This window comes from Bacillus sp. NPDC094064, from assembly GCF_050279585.1.
Lineage (GTDB): Bacteria > Bacillota > Bacilli > Bacillales > Bacillaceae_G > Bacillus_A.
Map to the genome: position 1 here is coordinate 341,219 of NZ_JBNNUI010000006.1, position 19,321 is coordinate 360,539.

The following is a 19,321-nucleotide window of genomic DNA, read 5'->3' on the forward strand; positions in this document are numbered from 1 at the left end:
ATCTACTCTATTTAAAAAACTATTTGGTTAAAAATTCAAATATTGTTCAATATTTTACAATATGCTTGCGAAATTACATGTTATGATGAACATGTAATGATGATTGAACACTTAAATTTGGTACAATAATTGACCAAAACAGTGAAGGCAGAAGTTGTGAGATAAACTCATTGAAATTCTAAAACACTAAAGGGGAGATCACATATGAAAGCAGTAGTCGTTAATAAAAATAGTAAAGCAAACATTGAAATTGTTGAAAAAGAATTACGTCCGTTACGCTCAGGCGAAGCGTTAGTAGATGTAGAGTATTGTGGAGTTTGCCACACTGACTTGCACGTTGCGAATCATGATTTTGGTAACACGGATGGCCGCATCCTTGGTCACGAGGGTGTAGGTATTGTTACGAAAATTGCTGATGATGTAACTTCACTTAAGATTGGTGATCGTGTAAGTATTGCATGGATGTTCCAATCTTGTGGACGTTGTGAATATTGCGTAACTGGTAGAGAAACATTCTGTCGTGAAGTTAAAAATGCTGGTTATACAGTAGATGGCGGTATGGCTGAACAGTGTATCGTAACAGCTGATTACGCGGTGAAAGTACCAGAAGGATTAGATCCTGCTCAAGCATCATCAATTACATGTGCAGGTGTAACTACATATAAAGCTATTAAAGTATCAGATATTAAACCAGGTCAACCTATCGTAATCTATGGTTGTGGTGGATTAGGTAACCTAGCTATCCAATATGCTAAACATGTATTTGGTGCAAAGGTAATTGCAGTAGATATTAATGATGACAAACTAGCCTTAGCAAAAGAGGTTGGTGCTGATATGACTATCAATCCAATTACGCAAGGGCCTGCTGATAAGATTGTACAAGAGGAACTCGGTGGCGCTTATGCTGCTGTAGTAACAGCAGTTTCTAAAGTAGCCTTCAACTCAGCAGTTGATGCGGTACGTGCTTGCGGTAAAGTAGTTGCGGTAGGTTTACCAGTAGAAACTATGGACTTAAATATTCCACGACTTGTACTAGATGGAATTGAAGTAGTTGGTTCTTTAGTCGGTACACGTAAGGATTTAGAGGAAGCATTTATGTTTGGTGCAGAAGAAAAAGTAGTGCCGGTTGTCCAAACTTGTCCACTAGATGAAGTACAAGACGTATTCAAAGAAATGGAAGAAGGTAGAATTCAAGGACGTATGGTTATCGATTTTAAACAACACGGTTGTGGTTGTAAATAATTCACTTCGTTTAAATCATTGTCGTGCGAATCTTTTTAAATAATAGAACGGTAATTTCGAGGCATGAGTCCGGTATTTAACTGGATTCATGCCTTTTCATTTTTCCTTAATTTGTTTGTAGTAGTGAATATAGTTCTTTCATTTTTGTTTCATATCCCATAACCTTTCATGTTAATGAGAGAAATTATGATTGTATACAAGTGGAAAGAAAGGGCTTATATTTGTTTTTGCTAATAAAAAAGCTGTAAAGAAAGCATAAGTATACTGAGCAATAAAAGAGGAAAAATAAATTGTGAAGAACTCATACGAAAGTATGAGTTTTTTTTACGTCTATCATACTATTTTCTCAAGCTAGTTCCCTCTTTATGTTGTGTTTTGTATAGAAATTTCTGATAATATATAAATATAACTTAAAAACAAAGGGGAGAAATAAGTATGAAACTAGTCGTTATTAACGGTACACCAAGAAAATTCGGTAGAACTCGTGTAGTGGCAAAATATATTGCAGATCAATTTGAAGGGGAGTTATATGATTTAGCAGTAGAGGAATTGCCTTTATATAACGGTGAAGAATCGCAACGTGATTTAGAAGCAGTAAAAAAATTAAAAGCGTTAGTGAAAGCAGCGGACGGTGTAGTATTATGTACACCAGAATATCATAATGCGATGAGTGGAGCGCTGAAAAATTCGTTAGATTACTTAAGTAGCAGTGAATTTATTCATAAACCTGTCGCTTTGTTAGCAGTTGCAGGAGGCGGTAAAGGAGGAATTAACGCATTAAATAGTATGCGTACGGTTGCTAGAGGTGTTTACGCAAATGCAATTCCAAAACAAGTTGTGCTTGATGGACTTCATGTGCAAGACGGTGAACTTGGAGAAGATGCAAAACCATTAATTCACGATTTAGTTAAAGAATTAAAAGCGTATATGAGCGTATATAAAGAGGTGAAAAAACAACTAGGAGTTGAGTAATATGTCATCTATTTATAAAGATCCTCGCTTGTATTACATTCTAGGAGCCAATAGTTTATCCGCTATTGGTTCTGGGATTGTTATGATAACGATTCCGTGGTTGTTAATTAAAGAAAGTGGAGGAGATACAACATTCGGTTATGTTTCAATCATTTCAACTCTTATTATGTTTTTATTAACACCGTTTATCGGGCAAAGTATTGATCGTTTTTCAAGAAAATCTTTATTGTTATGTAACGAAGGGATTGGAATAGCCGTAATTGGGATAATGGTTATATGGGGATTTGCAGGGCAATCTTATCAATCTATTCATTATATTCTCATTTATATAGCGGGGTCATTCTACTATCTATTATTTTATCCTACGATATTTGCCTTTAACCAAGAAATATTTCAAGCAGAACATTATAAAAGTTTAAGTGGAACGATGGAAATACAAGGACAGTTAACACAAGTTATTGCAGGAGCGGCTGCTAGCTTTCTTATCGAGATCATTTCTTTAAAATGGATCTTATTAGTAGATATGTTAACTTTTATAGGAGCATTCTTTCTTTTCTTATGTATACCGTATGTAAAGAAAAAAGCAGTAAAAAGGAAAGTAACATTTAAGAAGCAATTGTTCGAAGGGATTCACTTTATGAAAAAACGTCCTAAGCTCTTTTGGTTTTTATTTGCGACTTACATGCCGTTTATAGGTGTCATGATGGCAAATTATTTAATCCCGGTTTATATTTCAGATATATTAAAAGCTAATGCCTCTGTATACGCGAAACAAAGTATGATGTATGGTGTTGGAGCTGTTATCGCAGGGATAAGTATTCCACTCATAATGAAATATGTCAAAACAGAAGTTTCGATCGTCATGACGATGGGTATTTATATAATTTCAATTACCGCAATGGTGATTGAACCTTCCATAATGTTATTATATGGACTAGCAATTTTTCATGCGATTGGAAATGCTGGGACAAGAGTAGCAAGAAATGTATTGATGATGGAGGAAATTCCAAATGAAGTAATGGGAAGAGTGGATAGCTTATTTCGATTAATTGGCACAGGAATTCGAATTGTATTGTTAATGTTGTTTACAGCTGGTGTTTCTAAAGTAGGTGTAATGGTACCGTTTTATTTGCTAAGTTTCATATTGATCCTTTCGTTAGGAATTGCTATAAATTATGTAATCTCAAAACGTAAATTCGAAGCGAGTGTTTCAAATAAATCGATCGTTTAAAAAACACTTCTGCCTTCCTTTCTTTTTCTATATAATAAAAAGAAAGGGAGTGCAAACGTATATATGAACAAATGGATATTACTTATAATCTTATTATTACCTCCACTATACATCCTTTATATGACGTTTCGAATGAAGAAAGTTGCTCGTGAAAAGTTGAGTCATCACTCTCCATACGTTCTTATATTAGGTGCAAAGTTATTCGGGGATAAACCGTCTTTATCTCTTCAAAATCGGTTAGATGTAGCGTTGGAATATTTACATTCGCATCCTAAGGTAAAAGTAATTGTTTCAGGTGGTCAAGGAGAAGATGAAGATATACCGGAAGCTCACAGTATGAGAAACTACTTAATGGTACACGGTATAGATGAGAGTCGTATATTAATGGAAGACCGTTCGACAAATACGTATGAAAATGTAAAGTTTAGTATGGATTTATATGATGTAGAGCATGCAGTAATTGTTAGTAATACGTATCATTTATATCGAACGAAAATAATTGCAAAACGCTTAGGAATGAAGATGGAGGCATTAGCTGCTGAAACACCAATGCGTTCTAAGAGAAAAATGTATGTACGTGAATATGCTGCTATTATGAAAACAATACTGTTCGATCGTTAGGGCTCAAATGGGAGCTCTTTTTTAATTTTAAAGCGTATCATTTGAAAAGAATTCCATATTCCATCAAAATAAAGGAAACAACAATAAAGGAGTTGTGTTTGTGATTCAGTTTAATCATGTGTCAAAATCGTATGATGGCGCAAAAGCAGTGGATTCATTGCATTTAGAAATTCAAAAGGGAGAATTCTTTGTTCTCATTGGACCGAGTGGTTGCGGGAAAACAACGACAATGAAGATGATTAATCGTTTAATTGAAACGACAGAAGGTTCAATATTAATCGATGGAAAAGATATTCAACAATATAATATAAACGAATTACGTTGGGATATAGGATATGTGTTGCAGCAAATCGCTTTGTTTCCCCATATGACAATTGCTGAAAATATTGCAGTTGTTCCTGAAATGAGAAAGTGGAGCAAGGAGGAAATAAAAGCTCGTGTCGACGAGTTGTTACAGATGGTCGGGCTAGATCCAGATATATATCGCGATCGTATGCCTGATGAATTATCAGGAGGGCAAAAACAACGTGTCGGTGTCGTACGGGCATTAGCCGCAAACCCGAAAATTGTTCTTATGGATGAACCGTTTAGCGCATTAGACCCATTAAGTAGGGAACAACTTCAGAAGGATATTGTACAGTTACAAAAAAAGATTCAAAAAACAATTGTGTTCGTAACGCATGATATGCAAGAGGCATTATCACTTGGGGATCGTATTTGTATTATGAAAGAAGGAAAAGTTGTCCAATTAGATACTCCTGAAGGTATTATACATAATCCGAAAAATGAGTTTGTTGAGGAGTTCATTGGAAATCGTGGCCGACCTTGGTATGAGGGAATGAGTATAGAAGGTGTATTGCCGCTAGACAATCGTACACGAGTTGAAGGGATTGCTTTATCTTTACATTCACCTTTACAAGAAGCACTAATTCGCTTACAAGCTGAAGAATCAGTGCCAGTTGAAGAAAATGGTCAATATGTTGGTATGTTAACAAGTCGTCATATTGTCAATTATATTGTTGAACAAATGAAGGAAAGAGGTTAAACAGTGACTGATTTGATTCAAACGTTCCAAGAACGAAAAATAGAATTGATAAGTGCATTAAGTGAGCATTTGCAAATATCACTTATTTCACTATTTTTTGCAGTAATTATTGCGGTGCCACTTGGCATTTTGTTAACAAGAAAAGAACGAATGGCTGAATTTATAATAGGAACTTCTGCAGTAATGCAAACTGTGCCATCACTTGCATTACTCGGACTATTAATTCCGTTAGTAGGAATCGGAAAACTTCCAGCCATTATCGCATTAGTTGTGTATGCACTATTACCTATTTTACGAAATACATATACAGGAATAAAGGAATTAGACGAATCTTTAATTGAAGCAGCAAGAGCTATGGGGATGAATAGTTGGAGAAGATTGTGGAAGGTAGAGCTTCCACTTGCATTACCGATTATTATGGCGGGTATTCGTACGGCGATGGTATTAATTGTTGGAACCGCTACATTAGCAGCTTTAATAGGTGCTGGTGGGCTCGGTAAGCTCATATTACTTGGTATCGATCGGAATGATCATGCGCTTATCATTTTAGGGGCCGTACCAGCCGCATTACTCGCTTTATTCTTTGATATAGTGCTACGTATGCTTGAGAGTCCAAAACGCTCATATAAGCGCGTTATATTGACGATATGTATTGTTGGCGTAATGATTGCTTCGCCATTTCTTTGGAATACACAAAAGAACGACATAGTTATTGCCGGAAAACTTGGATCTGAACCAGAAATTTTAATTCAAATGTACAAGCAACTTATTGAGCAGGATACAGATTTACAAGTAGAATTAAAGCCTGGCCTTGGAAAAACAGCATTTGTATTTGAAGCGTTAAAATCAGGTGAAGTAGATATATACCCAGAGTTTTCAGGAACAGCTTTATCTACTTTTGTGAAAGAAGAACCGAAAAGTACAAATCGTGATGAAGTATATGAACAAGCTCGTATTGGAATGGAAAAGAAATATAATATGGTTATGTTAAAGCCAATGGAGTATAACAATACATACGCACTAGCTATGCCGAAAAAAATAGCAGATCAAAATAATATAAATACAATTTCTGATTTAGGAAATATTGCACAAAATGCTAAAGTAGGATTTACATTAGAATTTGCGGATCGTGAAGATGGTTATAAGGGAATGCAAAAATTATATAACTATAAGTTTTCAAATGTTAAAACGATGGAACCGAAGCTGCGTTATAGTGCAATTCAATCAGGTGATGTGAACGTAATCGATGCATATTCAACAGATAGTGAATTGGAACAATATGGGCTGAAAGTGCTAAAAGATGATAAAGGGCTATTCCCGCCTTATCAAGGGGCACCATTACTAAGAAAAGAGACACTACAGAAATATCCTGAACTCGAAAAAGTATTAAATAAATTATCTGGAAAAATTACAGATGAAGAAATGCGAAAAATGAATTATGAAGTAAATGTGAATGGTAAAAGTAGCGAAGAAGTTGCAAAACAATTTTTACAAAAAGAAAAGTTACTTCGTTAATTTTACAATAAATATACAATTTTATCTGTTTGAAATGACCGTTTATTACAAAATGAACGGTTTTTTCATGCATACTTATACATTTTTTCAAAAAAGTATTCCATTTTTCTTCATTTTCTTTTAGAATAAGTAATGTTTTCCTGAAAAAATATAAGAGAGACGTCTATTAGAGAAAAAGGTGACTTTAATAGTTGAATGAACATAGCACCTAGAATGACAGATGGGGTGGTACAAATAGAAAAGAAGTTAGGATTCTTTCCGTTAATCGCATTAGTAGTTGGAACAATGGTTGGTGGCGGTGTTTTTAGCTTACCACATGATTTAGCAGTAGGAGCAAATAGTGGTGCAACAATAATTGGTTGGTGTATTACAGCGATGGGAATGATCCCGCTTGCGCTCGTATATCAAACATTAGCAAGACAAAAACCGGAGCTTGAGGGTGGAATTTATAGTTATGCACGAGCTGGTTTCGGGGAATATATTGGATTTAATAGTGCTTGGGGATATTGGCTAGCAGGAATATTAGGAAATGTCGCAACCATTATGTTGCTGTTTAGTACATTAGGTTATTTCTTCCCGATTTTTAAAGGAGGAAATAATGTTGCGTCAATTGTGGGTGCCTCACTTTTATTATGGACACTTCATTTTCTAATTTTATTTGGAATTCGTGAAGCTTCCATTATGAATGTGATCGCAACAATAGGAAAACTTGTTCCGATTGTATTATTTATTGTTGTAATGGTAACGGCGTTTCGCTGGGATACATTTACACATGACTTTTGGGGAGAAGGAACAATTTCAGTTTCCTCTGTACTTGGTCAAGTGAAAAATACAATGCTTGTAACTCTTTGGGTGTTCATTGGGGTTGAAGGAGCAGTTGTGTTATCGGGAAGAGCGAAAAATAGCCGAGACGTTGGAAAAGCGACAGTACTTGGATTAATTTTAGTAATGTCTATATATATTTTAATTTCAGTTTTATCAATGGGAGCGATGACAAGAGGAGAACTTTCCGTTTTAGAAACGCCGTCAATGGGACATGTATTAGAGCATGTTGTTGGACCGTGGGGGGCAGTTGCGATTAACATCGGTTTAGTTGCTTCACTAGTCGGTACGCTAATTGGTTGGTTTTTACTTGTTTCTGAAATTTCTCATGTAGCAGGAAAAGATGGTGTGTTTCCGAAAGTCTTTACGAAAACAAATAAAAAGCAAACACCTCACATGGCTTTATGGATCTCAAATGGTGTTGCCCAAATTATATTTATAATCGTTCTGTTTTCAGAATCAACATATCAAATTATGTATTTCATTGCATCAACATCAATTTTATTACCATATTTATTATCAGCATTATTCCAATTCAAATTAGTCATTACAAATGAATTAAAAGATGCAAAAGTAAAAAATGGCGCATTAGCTTTAATTGCCTCAATTTACTCTGTATGGCTTATTTATGCAGCTGGTTTAAAGAATTTATTGCTCGTTTCAATTGTATATGGAATCGGGATTGTTGTTTACGTGTTTGCAAGAAAAGAAAAAGGGAATCGTTGTTTTACAGGTATAGAGAGATATGTAATGTGGGCAATTGTTGTTGCAGCTTTCACATCACTTTATATGTTGTTAACTGGAAATATAAAAATGTAAAAGTCCTTTTCATTTAAAGGGCTTTTTTCTTTGTTTGGAGAATATTTAATACATAAGATATTCAGGAGGGATGAAAATGGAAGAAAAAGAACAGTTGTCTCGAATAATTGATTTAGCCAGCGAGTTAAGGAAAGTATTAGTACAAGAATCTTTTTTTAATCATCATCCTGAACTACGAGGAGTGATTGAAAATTTAGCGAGTTCTGTAGAGAATTTAGCGGGATTACAGCAAAATAAAGATGAAAATGCAGAAGATCGATTACGATACGTACTTGCTAAGATGAAAATTGCTCACAATGCTATTTTACAGGAAAAAAAAGCATTTCCTTCTCATTAAAATACGTTTTAATTATGAACCTGGCGGATAACGTCAGGTTTTTTATTTCTAGTTTTTCTTTTCTTTCATACACTAAGAATAGTATGAAAAAAAGAAGGTGACTAAGGTGAAATTACATAAAGCTCTTCAGCCAAGTTTTATAAAACGAATGTACTATATGAGGTTTATCGGAATATTTGCAAAAGCGGAGAGAGAGAAGAATGGAGAAAATTTCTTCGTACAATGTTTATCACCGGTACCATTTACTTTACAAGAACAATTTAAAAATGAACATTATGTATTTGAAGGTTTATGTAGCAATAAAAAAAATGAAAAAATCTTTTTGGAATTAAAGAAGAGAAAGTTAGAAAAGCAATTGGTCATGTTTCGTCTCTACTATGAAAGAGGAAATGTATACGTGGAGTTAATATGTACAGAGGAACCGAGAGAAATAGCAACTGGCTATAAAATGATTCCAGCGCCTAAAGTTTCCGATTACAAAAAAGGAGAGTCTTTAGAACGAAAACTTAGTAAAGGTTATTTATCATTTCTTATGCCAAAATTCCCGAAAGACTTTGAGCCTCCTGAATTATTGTGGCACAATGGAAGGTTATATGGAAATATATCATTAAAGTCATCAATTAGTTCCATTGCGTATTTTGAACAAAATCGGGAATGTAAATATATAGAATTTAATGATTGGATGAAGCATGTAGAAATAGCGGTAGAAGACCAATTGTATTTTGTAAGTGATCAAGTGTATGGGCAATTAAAAAAACGAATTATTGAAGAAGGTAAGCTGGTTGAAATAGAGGATATAAAAGTACAAAAAGATGAATGGGAATGGGATGAGCGTGAATTATCCTTTTTACAGTATGTACAAAATATGGTGCGCAATAAAGGACTATACTTGGATGAAACGGATATTTATAACTTCCATATCAGTGTAAAAACAAATATGTTAACGATCCTTGGTGGCATACCAGGCGTTGGAAAATCACGTTTTGTGCAAGCTTATGCAGAAGCACTTGGATTACACTATGGGGAAGAGTTGGTTTGGATTCCGATTTCTCCTTCGTACCAAGAACCACATGATTTGCTTGGATATCTTCATCCAAATGGTACTTTTATAGAAAGTGAAACAAAGTTAGTTAGAGCGTTAATGAAGGCGAAAGAAAATCAAAATCAATTGTATATCATCGTTTTTGATGAAATGAACATGTCACATATTGAGCATTGGTTTACACCATTTTTATCTGTTCTTCAACTTGAACAGAAAAATCGTATGTTGAATTTGTATGAGGGTGCGCAGGGGGTAGAAAACGAAATTCCATCAACAATTGAAATCGGAGAAAATATTATATTTGTAGGTACTGTAAATTTTGATGAAACAACGAAAGAGCTCTCCGATCGATTATTAGATCGAACAAATTTAATTACTTTACAAAAAATTCCGTTTTGTGAGATGGGCATAGCACAAGAGAAAGTTGTATTACAACCCCCTCTGAAAGTAACAGCGGGAGAATTTCGGATAAATTGGATTAGAAATAAAGCGATGATTGAGGTGTTTTCTGAGGAAGAGTTAGAGCTATTAGATAAGTTGCATGCTGTATTGTCATCACATGATACGTCAAAGGGAATTTCTTTTCGGTGTGCAAATGCAATTGCTACTTACTTGCAAAATATACCGTTCCAAAATAATCATTCTTATATGATCAGCAGGGAAGAGGGTTTTGATTTACAAATAAAGCAACGTGTACTGACGAAATTAAGAGGGACCGAAATGACGGTTGGTTCATTACTTTCTGAAGAAGTAAAAAGAGGAGCGACTTTAGTACCTCTTTTGCAATCTCCACTTGCAAACAGAGTCTCTACATTTGAACACTCTTTAGCATATATAAGAGAAAAACGTAGAGAACTGGAGTTGTATGGATATGCGAAATGAAGAGCAGTATAAAACAGAAATTGTTGATACGAAAGAAACACTTCCTTTTGTATTGAAATTAATTATTGGAACAGAAGGAAAAGGGGATCATATTTTATTAAACCGTCTTTGTACATCTACTACAGCATTAGTTCAATGTATTTATAAAATACAAGAATTAAAACCGATTAGATTGCATTACTATTATGAGAATCCAATGAATATAACGTTTATATGGAATAAAGTATATGAGGGACAGAAAAATATAAAAGAGTCACAGTACGAAATAAATGAAAAAAAACAAAAGGTATTAATATATGAACACGGGAAAACAGAGTTCTTTTATCCATGGCGATGTGGTTTGTATCATTTTGAAGTGCGTATAGAAGAGAAAACGTATTATGGTGCTTTTCAAGTCGTACCAAAAAATTTTTTTGATGATCAATTTGAAATGATTCAAAACTATGTAAAGTCCATTTTAAATGAGTTAATTTTAGATAGAGGATATTATAAAAAGACGTTCTCTGCACTAAGCGATATTGAGGACTCTTCTTATTTAGTGTTACTAAGAAAGTTGCCGCAAAAAATGAAAAAGATAAAGCGAATTTTTAAGAAGATAGAATCGAATTTTAAATTTACACATGAATATAAATGGGAAACAAAGGAACGAAAGGCAACGAGAAAAGGAACTATAATGGCAGAAAGAAAACCTTATGCAAAATATTATAACCGTAAGTTTATAGAACAAAAAAATAGTAAGGAAAATGCATTTCTTAAATTTAAAGCGTTGCAATTTTATCAGTATTTACTTGAAGCGGAAAGTTTTTTACGTCAAACAATTGAAATTTTAGAAAGAGCAAAAAAGAAAAAATCAGAAGAATTTCAAGCTGTTAAAACGATCATGCAAACAATTGAGCGAAATGGATCTGTGACCGATAGAGAGAAGCAAAAATATAAAAATATACATTTACTAAAAGAAGCGGATGTAAGGAAAAGCTCTGTGAAAATACAAGAGTATAAAATATTAGCGCATATTGTGCATGAAAGTGTACAATACTTTAAAACTTTAATGTATTCTCCATTTTGGAGAGAAGTTTCTGAAACAGGTCACATGAATGCAAATGAGTTACCTATACCACATCAGCAATTACTGCATTATTTAGATTTACTTCCACAACATACAGATCAATCACCATCTTTATTATTTGTATATAAACCAACGTTTTTAGTGTATGAATATTACGCTTTTTTTATCGTTATTTCAATGCTGGAGCAAATGGGTTTTGAAGCGAAGCATTCCATTCGTGAGCAAATACAAGAACATTTTTATGTAGATGGATTACAAGATGGAACGACAGTAATTTTACATCAAGATGATATAAAGGTGCATGTCGCATTTAATGACTTAATTGAAACACATCCTCTTATTGCATTAAGTAAGGGGAGTAATTTTTATAATGGTGAAGACACAAAAAAGCCAGATATTCGCTTAGACTGTTATGTAAGGGAGGAAGAGAAATACGTATATAAATCTTCTATTATTATTGAAGTGAAGTATAGCCCAATGTACAATATTTTTCAGCACGTTGGAAATACGAAAGCAACTGAGCAAATGTATAAGTACTGGTCTATAAAGTACGTAGAAGAACAGAATGGAAAGCGAGTATTTCATCGAAGGGCAATTTATGAAGTCATTTGTGTATATCCAGGAAGTCATATGCATAGTAAAAAAATTGAATCTGGATGTGGTGTTTTCTTGCAATTATATCCATATAAAACGAAACAAGGGGAAGAGAAATTAGCTGGAAAACATGGGATGGTTCAAATTTTTGATAAATGGTTAAAAAGTGTAAATAAGTAAAAGAAATCCTTTTTTATAAAGGATTTTTTTAGATTAAGAAGAATTATATGCTATATGGACAGATGCGCGATGTGTTTTGAATTTGTAATGGGATACACAGATGTTTTGAATAGAATTGTGCATGCGGGATAAAAGACGATTATGTTGGAATTTAATTCATTTTGCAGAATATAATAAGTCATAAATATTTTTAGTTGCATACGAAGGTTTGTTCTTATATGATAGATAGTGAAAGCGTTGTCAAAAAACAGAGCAACGATGGGAAAGGCGGTTAAATATGTTCCAGCGTGTTCAAACAAAGGAAGAACATTTTTGGTTCGAGCAACTATGGGGAGATTTTTGTGAAGAAAGAAACTTAATGTTTGTAGAACGTAATTTAAATCCATCACGATTTTTATTAATAGAAGATGATCATCATATTGGTACAGTAGAATGTATTAAGTATACGGTACCCGAACAATCAAATTCTGAGTTTTTCTATCCGTTTTCTAAAAATGAATTAGTGAAAGATTTGAAAAATGTGTATGAAATAGGTAAGTTAAGTATTGCGAAAACGTCACGCGGGAGAGGACATTTCAAAAGGTTAACAGCTATTTTATTTATGCATGCGTTAGAAACGAAAGCGGAATGGTATATTGCAGCAGTAACAAAAAGAATGTATATGTATTTACTCACACTCGGTTTCCCAATTGAACCGATAGATAGTCCATTTCAGTTTCATGATACTTTACAAGGTGTACCAGTTCGAATTCATGCACGAAAAGGAGTTACGCATTTGTATTCTTTAAAAGAATTTCGTGATGTGATTCAAGGGAATGCTCAGGCACAGGCATTAATTGCAGAATACAGTAAAAATATTATGTTAACAAAATAAAGAGAAGTGAATATGTATAAGTATAGATAATGATGTGTAAATAGAATATAATTCTTCATAAAAAAAGACCCTTATTATTTTAATAAGGGTCTAAAAATTATAATCCAAATATACTAAAAATCATTTTACGACGCTTTGGCTTCTTTTCTCTTTCATATGACGGTTTTGAATCGGGAGTAATATATATTGGTTCTTCTTTCTTAAGGGCAGCTTCTAGTTTTTGAATTCGTTCTAACATTTCCTCCATTTCGCGGCGATGCTGTAAGAGTTGATACGTAACGACATCGTTTGCTTTATCTTGCATTTGCTCTTCCATACGATCTAGCCTTCTCGTAATGGTGTTTAACTGAGAAGCGAGTTGCTCCAAATCATTCGATGATGAGTTTTGAGCAATTGTGTTTACTTGAGTTTTTAATTCTTCAACATCACTTGATGATGTTTTTTGAGTAGGCTGAGAGGTTTGAGTCTGTTCTATTTGAGAACGATGGTATTCTAACATTTGTTCTAAATCATTTTGTGTAAAAATAAAGTGACCATATTTATTTTTTTCTATTGTAAGATTTAATTGTTGTGCAATCCGGACAACAGCCTTTGGGCTAACACCTAATTTTTTTGCGATAAATGGTGTTTTATATTCCAAAATAATCCCTCCTATATATATCCTGTTGAATGATTTCGATCTATGAAGTAAGTTCCCTTCTGGTGTGACAAAAGAAGTGGGGAATCGGCAAAGAAAGTGTTTTTTCACGAAATTTAATTGTGAAGAATATATCGTTTATATAACAGTATTTTGTCTTAAGAGTTAAAATAATTTGATTTGACGAGGGTAAATGAATTAGATTATCATAATGATAAATATCTTTTTTATGTATGCATATAATATATAAAAAGGTGGTTGCTAATGTAGAATTTTGTTAGAGTATTAGAATGCTTACTTCACTTGAATAAAATTAAGTAGGAGGTGGCTTCCTTGCTTACACTGTAAGTAAGGAAAAGTATTTGGACATATATAGTATAAGTATAGTGATTGTTTTAATTGCCTTAACGGCATTTTTCGTTGCAGCAGAATTTGCAATTGTTAAAGTGAGAAGTTCACGAATTGACTATTTAATTGCAGAGGGACATAATGGCGCAACATCGGTCAAAACAGTCATTACAAACTTAGACGAATATTTATCTGCTTGTCAGCTAGGAATAACAGTTACAGCTCTAGGGATTGGGTGGTTTGGTAAACCTGCGCTAAAGCAAATGTTTGACACGCTTTTTGCAAATTGGAATATTTCTACTCAACTTGCAGACATTTTTGCTGTAATTTTAGTGTTTTTGTTTATTACTTTTTTACACGTTGTAATTGGGGAATTGGCCCCAAAAACATTTGCGATTCAAAAAGCTGAACAAGTAAGTTTGTTTGTTGCTAAGCCGTTAATTTTCTTTTATCGTATCGCATTCCCATTTATTTGGCTCCTAAATGGATCAGCTCGATTTATTACGAAGTTGCTAGGGCTGAAACCACCGAAAGGACATGATGAGGTTCATTCAGAAGAAGAGTTACGGTTGTTAGTTTCAGAAAGTTATAAAAATGGCGAGATCAATCAGTCTGAATATAAATATGTGAATAAAATTTTTGAATTTGATGATCGTATTGCAAAAGAAATAATGGTACCTCGAACTGAGATGCATATTATTAGTAAAGAAATGCCTGCTGAAGAAGCTTTACAAAAAATGTCTCAGGAAAAATATACGAGATATCCAGTTGTTGATGGCGACAAAGACCACGTAATAGGTTTTGTAAACTTTAAAGATATTTTTACAGATTTTGTGCAGCATAAAGCAGTTAGTAAAAAGAAAGTAGAACAATATATTAGGCCAATTATTTTAGTTATCGATTCCATCCCTATTCATGATTTGTTTTTAAAAATGCAAAAAGAAAGAACACATATTGCTATATTGATAGATGAATATGGTGGTACATCTGGACTTGTTACTGTTGAAGATATTTTAGAAGAAATCGTTGGAGATATTCAAGATGAGTTTGATACGGATGAACAGCCAGAAATTCAACAAGTTAGTGAAACAAAAACGATACTAGAGGGTAAAGTGCTTGTTAGTGAAGTGAATACGTTATTAGGTTTAACGATTGATGATAATGATGTTGATACAATCGGTGGTTGGATTTTAACGAAGAATATAGAGATTGCTGAAGAAGATTCCATCGAAATTGAAAATTATAGATTTTGTGTGAAAGAATTAGATGGACATTATATTAAAAGGTTAGAAGTTACAAAAATAGTAGAATCGATTGTTATTTTAGAAGATGAAAAACAAATTTCGTTACAAGAGCAAATTAGTTCGTAAACTCTGCTATATGGCAGAGTTTTTTTGAGTATAATGTTCCTGGAGAGATAAGGGCTATGATACAATAACACAAGTCAGACCTTTCACTAGATGAATTATTATTGTGTATATTAAAATGATTTGATAAAGCAATAGAGGAAGGAAATCATTCACGTTACGGTCTACAAGCAGGAGTATTCATGAATAATTTGTTCAAAGCAATGCGTACGATTGATGAGTTAAAAATTGGTGGTGTGAAAGAAAGTGACACGGGGCGTGAAGGAATTCAATATACAATAGAAGAAATGACAGAAATGAAATTAGTGTGTATTAAAAAATAAAGTAGGATAGCACTTAAACAGTGCAATAAAAAACGAGTAGGAAATGTTTACGATTCCATACTCGTTTTTTTATTGTTTTTCTACGTTTCTCGGAACGATTTAATTTAATCAAGTGTACCGTTTACTTCATTTCTTGTTTGAAAATAGTATCTTCTACATAAATTTGTTCTTTATCTACAGCGGTGCTATGTGATAGTACTAAACCGATTGGTGTTTCTGTTCCTTTATTTTGAACAATTGTGAAAGGAACATTTTTTTCATTTGCTAATTTAATGTATTTTGATAAATGTGGGTAAGCAATGCCACCATTTAGGAATATTTGTAATGATTGAGAAGGACGCATACTACTCGTTACTTCTGTATATACATTACTTTGCATTACTTGACCGATAGTTAAAGCGATTTCTACACGCTCACGTAATGTAGTTAAATACATATTACGTTCTTCGGGTTTGTTTTGCTTTTGGCCATAAATGCCTTCTTGGAGATAATCTTCCACATTTTTATTTACCATATTTTTCACACCTTTCATTTTCTATTGTACGCAAGAATGAAGCAGGATGCAAAAAAAAGACGAATGAAATGTAATAAAGTTTGAATGAAGGGGAGGAAAGGAGAATGAATGAATGTAACAATTTATAAAGAAACGAAAAAAAATTTTATCAACAGATATTAACAAAATGTGACAATAATCTATTAACGAATTACGATTTTTATGTTAATATTCAAAATATAAAGGGTATTCGTCGTATGGAAATGGAGGAAATGGGGGTTTTTCCAATCGATAAGGATATTAAAGAAGTATTTTGTTCGCACTTGAAAAACAACAGGCACCAATTCGTAGAGAACTGGAAAAACAAAATGATAATTTCCGAAAAAGATCCATTTAAACAAGAGGTAGTTCAAAATGGAGAGGATTTATTAGAGTTAATTATTGAACTGACCATGGAAGATAAAGGTATTGATTATCTTCAACCATTATGCGAGAAAATTGCTATTGAGCGTGCGGGGGCAGATGCGAATATTGGAGATTTTGTCTATAATGCAAACGTGGGAAGAAATGAACTTTTTGAAGCGATGTGTGAATTAGACGTAAGCGCTCGTGAACTAAAACCAATCATGGCTCAAGTACATACTTGTTTTGACAAATTAATTTATTATACCGTTTTAAAATACTCCGAAATTATTACGAAAAATTTAGAAGAAAAACAGCAATATATTAATGAAACACATAAAGAAAGGCTGACGATTTTAGGGCAAATGTCGGCTAGTTTTGTACATGAATTTCGTAATCCGCTTACTTCAATAATGGGATTTGTCAAATTGTTAAAAACAGATCATCCTAATTTATCGTATTTAGATATCATTTCACATGAATTAGATCAATTGAATTTTCGAATCTCGCAATTTTTACTCGTATCGAAAAAGGAAATGTGGAATGAATCAGAACGGTTTTGGCTTAATGACTTGTTTCAAGATATTATACAGTTCTTATACCCGAGTTTGGTCAATGCAAATGTTTCAATTGAAAAGAATTTGCCATATCCAATTCCACTTGTTGGTTATCGGAGTGAAGTGAGACAAGTATTTTTAAATATTTTAATGAACTCAATCGATGCTCTGGAATCAATGAAAGAAGAGCGAAAAATTATCATTGATGTATTTGAAGAAGAACAAGCTATACGAATTGTAATAAAAAATAATGGACCAATGATTCCGGCAGAAAATGTTGAAACGATTTTTGAACCGTTTGTAACTACTAAAAAGTTAGGAACTGGTATTGGGTTATTTGTATGTAAACAAATTGTAGAAAAACATAATGGATCTATTATGTGTCGTTCAGATAACGATTGGACAGAATTTCAAATTGCATTTCAAAAATAAACAGTCTACACCAAATAAATGGTGTAGACTGTTTTAATTTGTAAGTATAACAGCTTCTAATTTAGGATCTTTCGTTGAATAACCTACTATTGAAATGGTATAAATTACATTCGGTTCAACATCGAATTTAGGTAAAGTTAACAGAACTTCTTTGTTATCTGCGAGTGAAACTTCAATATCTGCTGTACCAGGGCTTACTTGTATGAAATCTGTTGTTTGTTTAAATAGTACATTTTCAAATAAATGATCTCCACCTTTCAAATCTACATTTACAACAGGAGTATCGGGAGAAAAGTGTGCAAAGCGGATTTTCGCTTGACCAGATGGTAAATGTGTATTATCAAGTATAGGTTGTAACTGTAGATGATTGTCACTATTTATGGCAGCAAGCGTATAAGTATGATTTCCCATTATTGGTACTAAGGCTGAAAAGATTGGAGTTTCGTTCCCGACAGGGACAATATCTATGCGATATTTACCTTGTACTAATGATAAATAAGGACTAAATTGCTTAAAGGAAATGCTTTTAATGACCTTTTGTCCATTTACTAAAATATCTACCGCTGGCGTGTTTGGAGCAGCGTGAAAAATTCTTATATGGGAGGGTAAAGTAGATTCTTGTGCATCCCTTTTTTCATATGCCTGTACAAGTTTTGTAAGAGCATCGTAATATTTCATATATAGTTCTACATATTTTTTGGGATTACTATGTTGATAGTAACGAGCAAGCTGTTCGTAACGGGCAGCTTCTTGTCCATATTTTTCGATTTCATATTGAGACATGAACATTCCTCCTTTATCATCATTAAAACTATATGCGAAGTGAGAAAGAGGTTATGCGAAAAAAGCTGTTTTTTTAACACATTATCCGAAAGAAGTCTCCTTCCTGGGGCGTGTGAAAGACGATAGTCTAGCGGTAGGTGGGAGATGAATTTCGGTTTGGCGTAGCCAAACATTTGATTTTCCTATTTATTTCGCCTCTGATATACGCAGTCTTATAAGAGGTAAAGTTTGGTATAACAATGAAAGTAGATAATAATCATGTTATTGTTCAGGTTGTGTGATCACCGTCATAGCTTACGGGAAATGAAGCGAAAAGTGAGATGAATGGATATGACAAAGCATAATAAGGCGTACAAGTTTCGTCTGTATCCAACAGAAGAACAAGCACATCTCATTCGTAAAACTTTTGGGTGTGTACGCTTTGTGTATAATAAAATGCTGGCTGAGCGGAAAGAAATATACGAAACATACAAAGAGAACAAGGAAGAACGAAAGAAACAAAAATTCCCTCCTCCTGCGAAATACAAGGCGCAGTATGAATGGTTGAAAGAAGTCGATTCCTTAGCGTTGACTAACGCTCAATTAAACTTGCAAACTGCCTATAAGAATTTTTTTAGTGGACAAAGTGATTTTCCTACATTCAAAAGTAGAAAATCTTATACAACGAATCGAGTAAACGGAAATATTATGTTATTTCATGGTTATATCAAATTACCGAAATTGAAAATGGTGAAATT

General features: G+C 33.5%; 17 protein-coding genes and 1 pseudogene. 15 read left to right on the top strand and 3 right to left on the bottom strand.

The features are described 5' to 3' along the window. Window positions 1-204 precede the first annotated feature (204 nt). From adhP to ACQKNI_RS16475, 11 genes are all read left to right on the top strand, one after another. The gene (gene adhP / locus ACQKNI_RS16425; RefSeq protein ID WP_088230364.1) at window positions 205-1,242 is read left to right on the top strand and encodes an alcohol dehydrogenase AdhP; all 1,038 of its coding nucleotides are present in this window, start codon (window positions 205-207) and stop codon (window positions 1,240-1,242) included. A 435-nt stretch (window positions 1,243-1,677) separates the two neighbouring features. Next, on the top strand, window positions 1,678-2,214 hold the full coding sequence (locus ACQKNI_RS16430) for an NADPH-dependent FMN reductase (RefSeq protein WP_071709518.1): 537 nt from the start codon (window positions 1,678-1,680) through the stop codon (window positions 2,212-2,214). Between the two features lies 1 nt (window position 2,215). Next, entirely contained in the window at window positions 2,216-3,445 is a 1,230-nt protein-coding gene (locus tag ACQKNI_RS16435; protein WP_088230363.1) for an MFS transporter, read from the top strand. 63 nt (window positions 3,446-3,508) lie between these two features. Further along, window positions 3,509-4,066 carry a YdcF family protein gene (locus ACQKNI_RS16440; protein ID WP_088230362.1) on the top strand — a complete coding sequence of 186 codons (558 nt, stop codon included), beginning with the start codon at window positions 3,509-3,511 and terminating at the stop codon, window positions 4,064-4,066. A gap of 100 nt (window positions 4,067-4,166) precedes the next feature. Next, window positions 4,167-5,111 (top strand): ABC transporter ATP-binding protein, encoded by a 945-nt coding sequence (locus ACQKNI_RS16445; RefSeq protein WP_088230361.1) that lies wholly within the window; start codon window positions 4,167-4,169, stop codon window positions 5,109-5,111. Window positions 5,112-5,114: 3 nt separating this feature from the next. Then, window positions 5,115-6,626: an ABC transporter permease/substrate-binding protein gene (locus tag ACQKNI_RS16450; protein ID WP_088230360.1), complete on the top strand. Its 1,512-nt coding sequence runs from the start codon at window positions 5,115-5,117 to the stop codon at window positions 6,624-6,626. A 213-nt stretch (window positions 6,627-6,839) separates the two neighbouring features. Then, window positions 6,840-8,267: a basic amino acid/polyamine antiporter gene (locus ACQKNI_RS16455; RefSeq protein WP_088230621.1), complete on the top strand. Its 1,428-nt coding sequence runs from the start codon at window positions 6,840-6,842 to the stop codon at window positions 8,265-8,267. Window positions 8,268-8,343: 76 nt separating this feature from the next. Then, window positions 8,344-8,604 (top strand): hypothetical protein, encoded by a 261-nt coding sequence (locus tag ACQKNI_RS16460; protein ID WP_000391450.1) that lies wholly within the window; start codon window positions 8,344-8,346, stop codon window positions 8,602-8,604. A 106-nt stretch (window positions 8,605-8,710) separates the two neighbouring features. Next, entirely contained in the window at window positions 8,711-10,528 is a 1,818-nt protein-coding gene (locus ACQKNI_RS16465; protein ID WP_140417334.1) for an AAA family ATPase, read from the top strand. Continuing rightward, a complete protein-coding gene (locus tag ACQKNI_RS16470) occupies window positions 10,518-12,368 on the top strand; it encodes a hypothetical protein (RefSeq protein ID WP_098252917.1) in 1,851 nt (616 codons plus the stop codon). Before ACQKNI_RS16465 ends, ACQKNI_RS16470 begins: the two co-directional genes overlap by 11 nt. A gap of 277 nt (window positions 12,369-12,645) precedes the next feature. Further along, complete coding sequence (locus tag ACQKNI_RS16475; protein ID WP_088230357.1) at window positions 12,646-13,242, top strand: hypothetical protein; 597 nt, start codon at window positions 12,646-12,648, stop codon at window positions 13,240-13,242. Window positions 13,243-13,339: 97 nt separating this feature from the next. Here the strand turns inward: ACQKNI_RS16475 and racA are convergent, their stop codons facing one another. Next, window positions 13,340-13,882 carry a chromosome-anchoring protein RacA gene (gene racA / locus ACQKNI_RS16480; RefSeq protein WP_088230356.1) on the bottom strand — a complete coding sequence of 181 codons (543 nt, stop codon included), beginning with the start codon at window positions 13,880-13,882 and terminating at the stop codon, window positions 13,340-13,342. Between the two features lie 359 nt (window positions 13,883-14,241). Between racA and ACQKNI_RS16485 the strand changes: the two genes are divergently transcribed. After that, the gene (locus ACQKNI_RS16485) at window positions 14,242-15,597 is read left to right on the top strand and encodes a hemolysin family protein (RefSeq protein ID WP_088230355.1); all 1,356 of its coding nucleotides are present in this window, start codon (window positions 14,242-14,244) and stop codon (window positions 15,595-15,597) included. Window positions 15,598-15,716: 119 nt separating this feature from the next. Then, window positions 15,717-15,917, top strand: a pseudogene (locus ACQKNI_RS16490) (aldehyde dehydrogenase family protein); the annotation flags it as partial. A gap of 121 nt (window positions 15,918-16,038) precedes the next feature. On the opposite strand, the gene ACQKNI_RS16495 reads toward ACQKNI_RS16490, so the two are convergent. Beyond that, window positions 16,039-16,431, bottom strand: a complete 393-nt coding sequence (locus ACQKNI_RS16495; RefSeq protein WP_088230354.1) for a YueI family protein — start codon at window positions 16,429-16,431, stop codon at window positions 16,039-16,041. Between the two features lie 236 nt (window positions 16,432-16,667). Between ACQKNI_RS16495 and ACQKNI_RS16500 the strand changes: the two genes are divergently transcribed. Next, window positions 16,668-17,801, top strand: coding sequence for a BA2291 family sporulation histidine kinase (locus ACQKNI_RS16500; protein ID WP_088230353.1), 1,134 nt, complete (start codon window positions 16,668-16,670; stop codon window positions 17,799-17,801). Between the two features lie 33 nt (window positions 17,802-17,834). On the opposite strand, the gene ACQKNI_RS16505 is transcribed toward ACQKNI_RS16500, so the two are convergent. After that, window positions 17,835-18,584, bottom strand: a complete 750-nt coding sequence (locus tag ACQKNI_RS16505; RefSeq protein WP_098252916.1) for a DUF4397 domain-containing protein — start codon at window positions 18,582-18,584, stop codon at window positions 17,835-17,837. Between the two features lie 330 nt (window positions 18,585-18,914). Between ACQKNI_RS16505 and ACQKNI_RS16510 the strand changes: the two genes are divergently transcribed. Continuing rightward, the coding region (locus tag ACQKNI_RS16510) for a helix-turn-helix domain-containing protein (protein ID WP_427282500.1) at window positions 18,915-19,321 on the top strand (407 nt) is incomplete at its 3' end.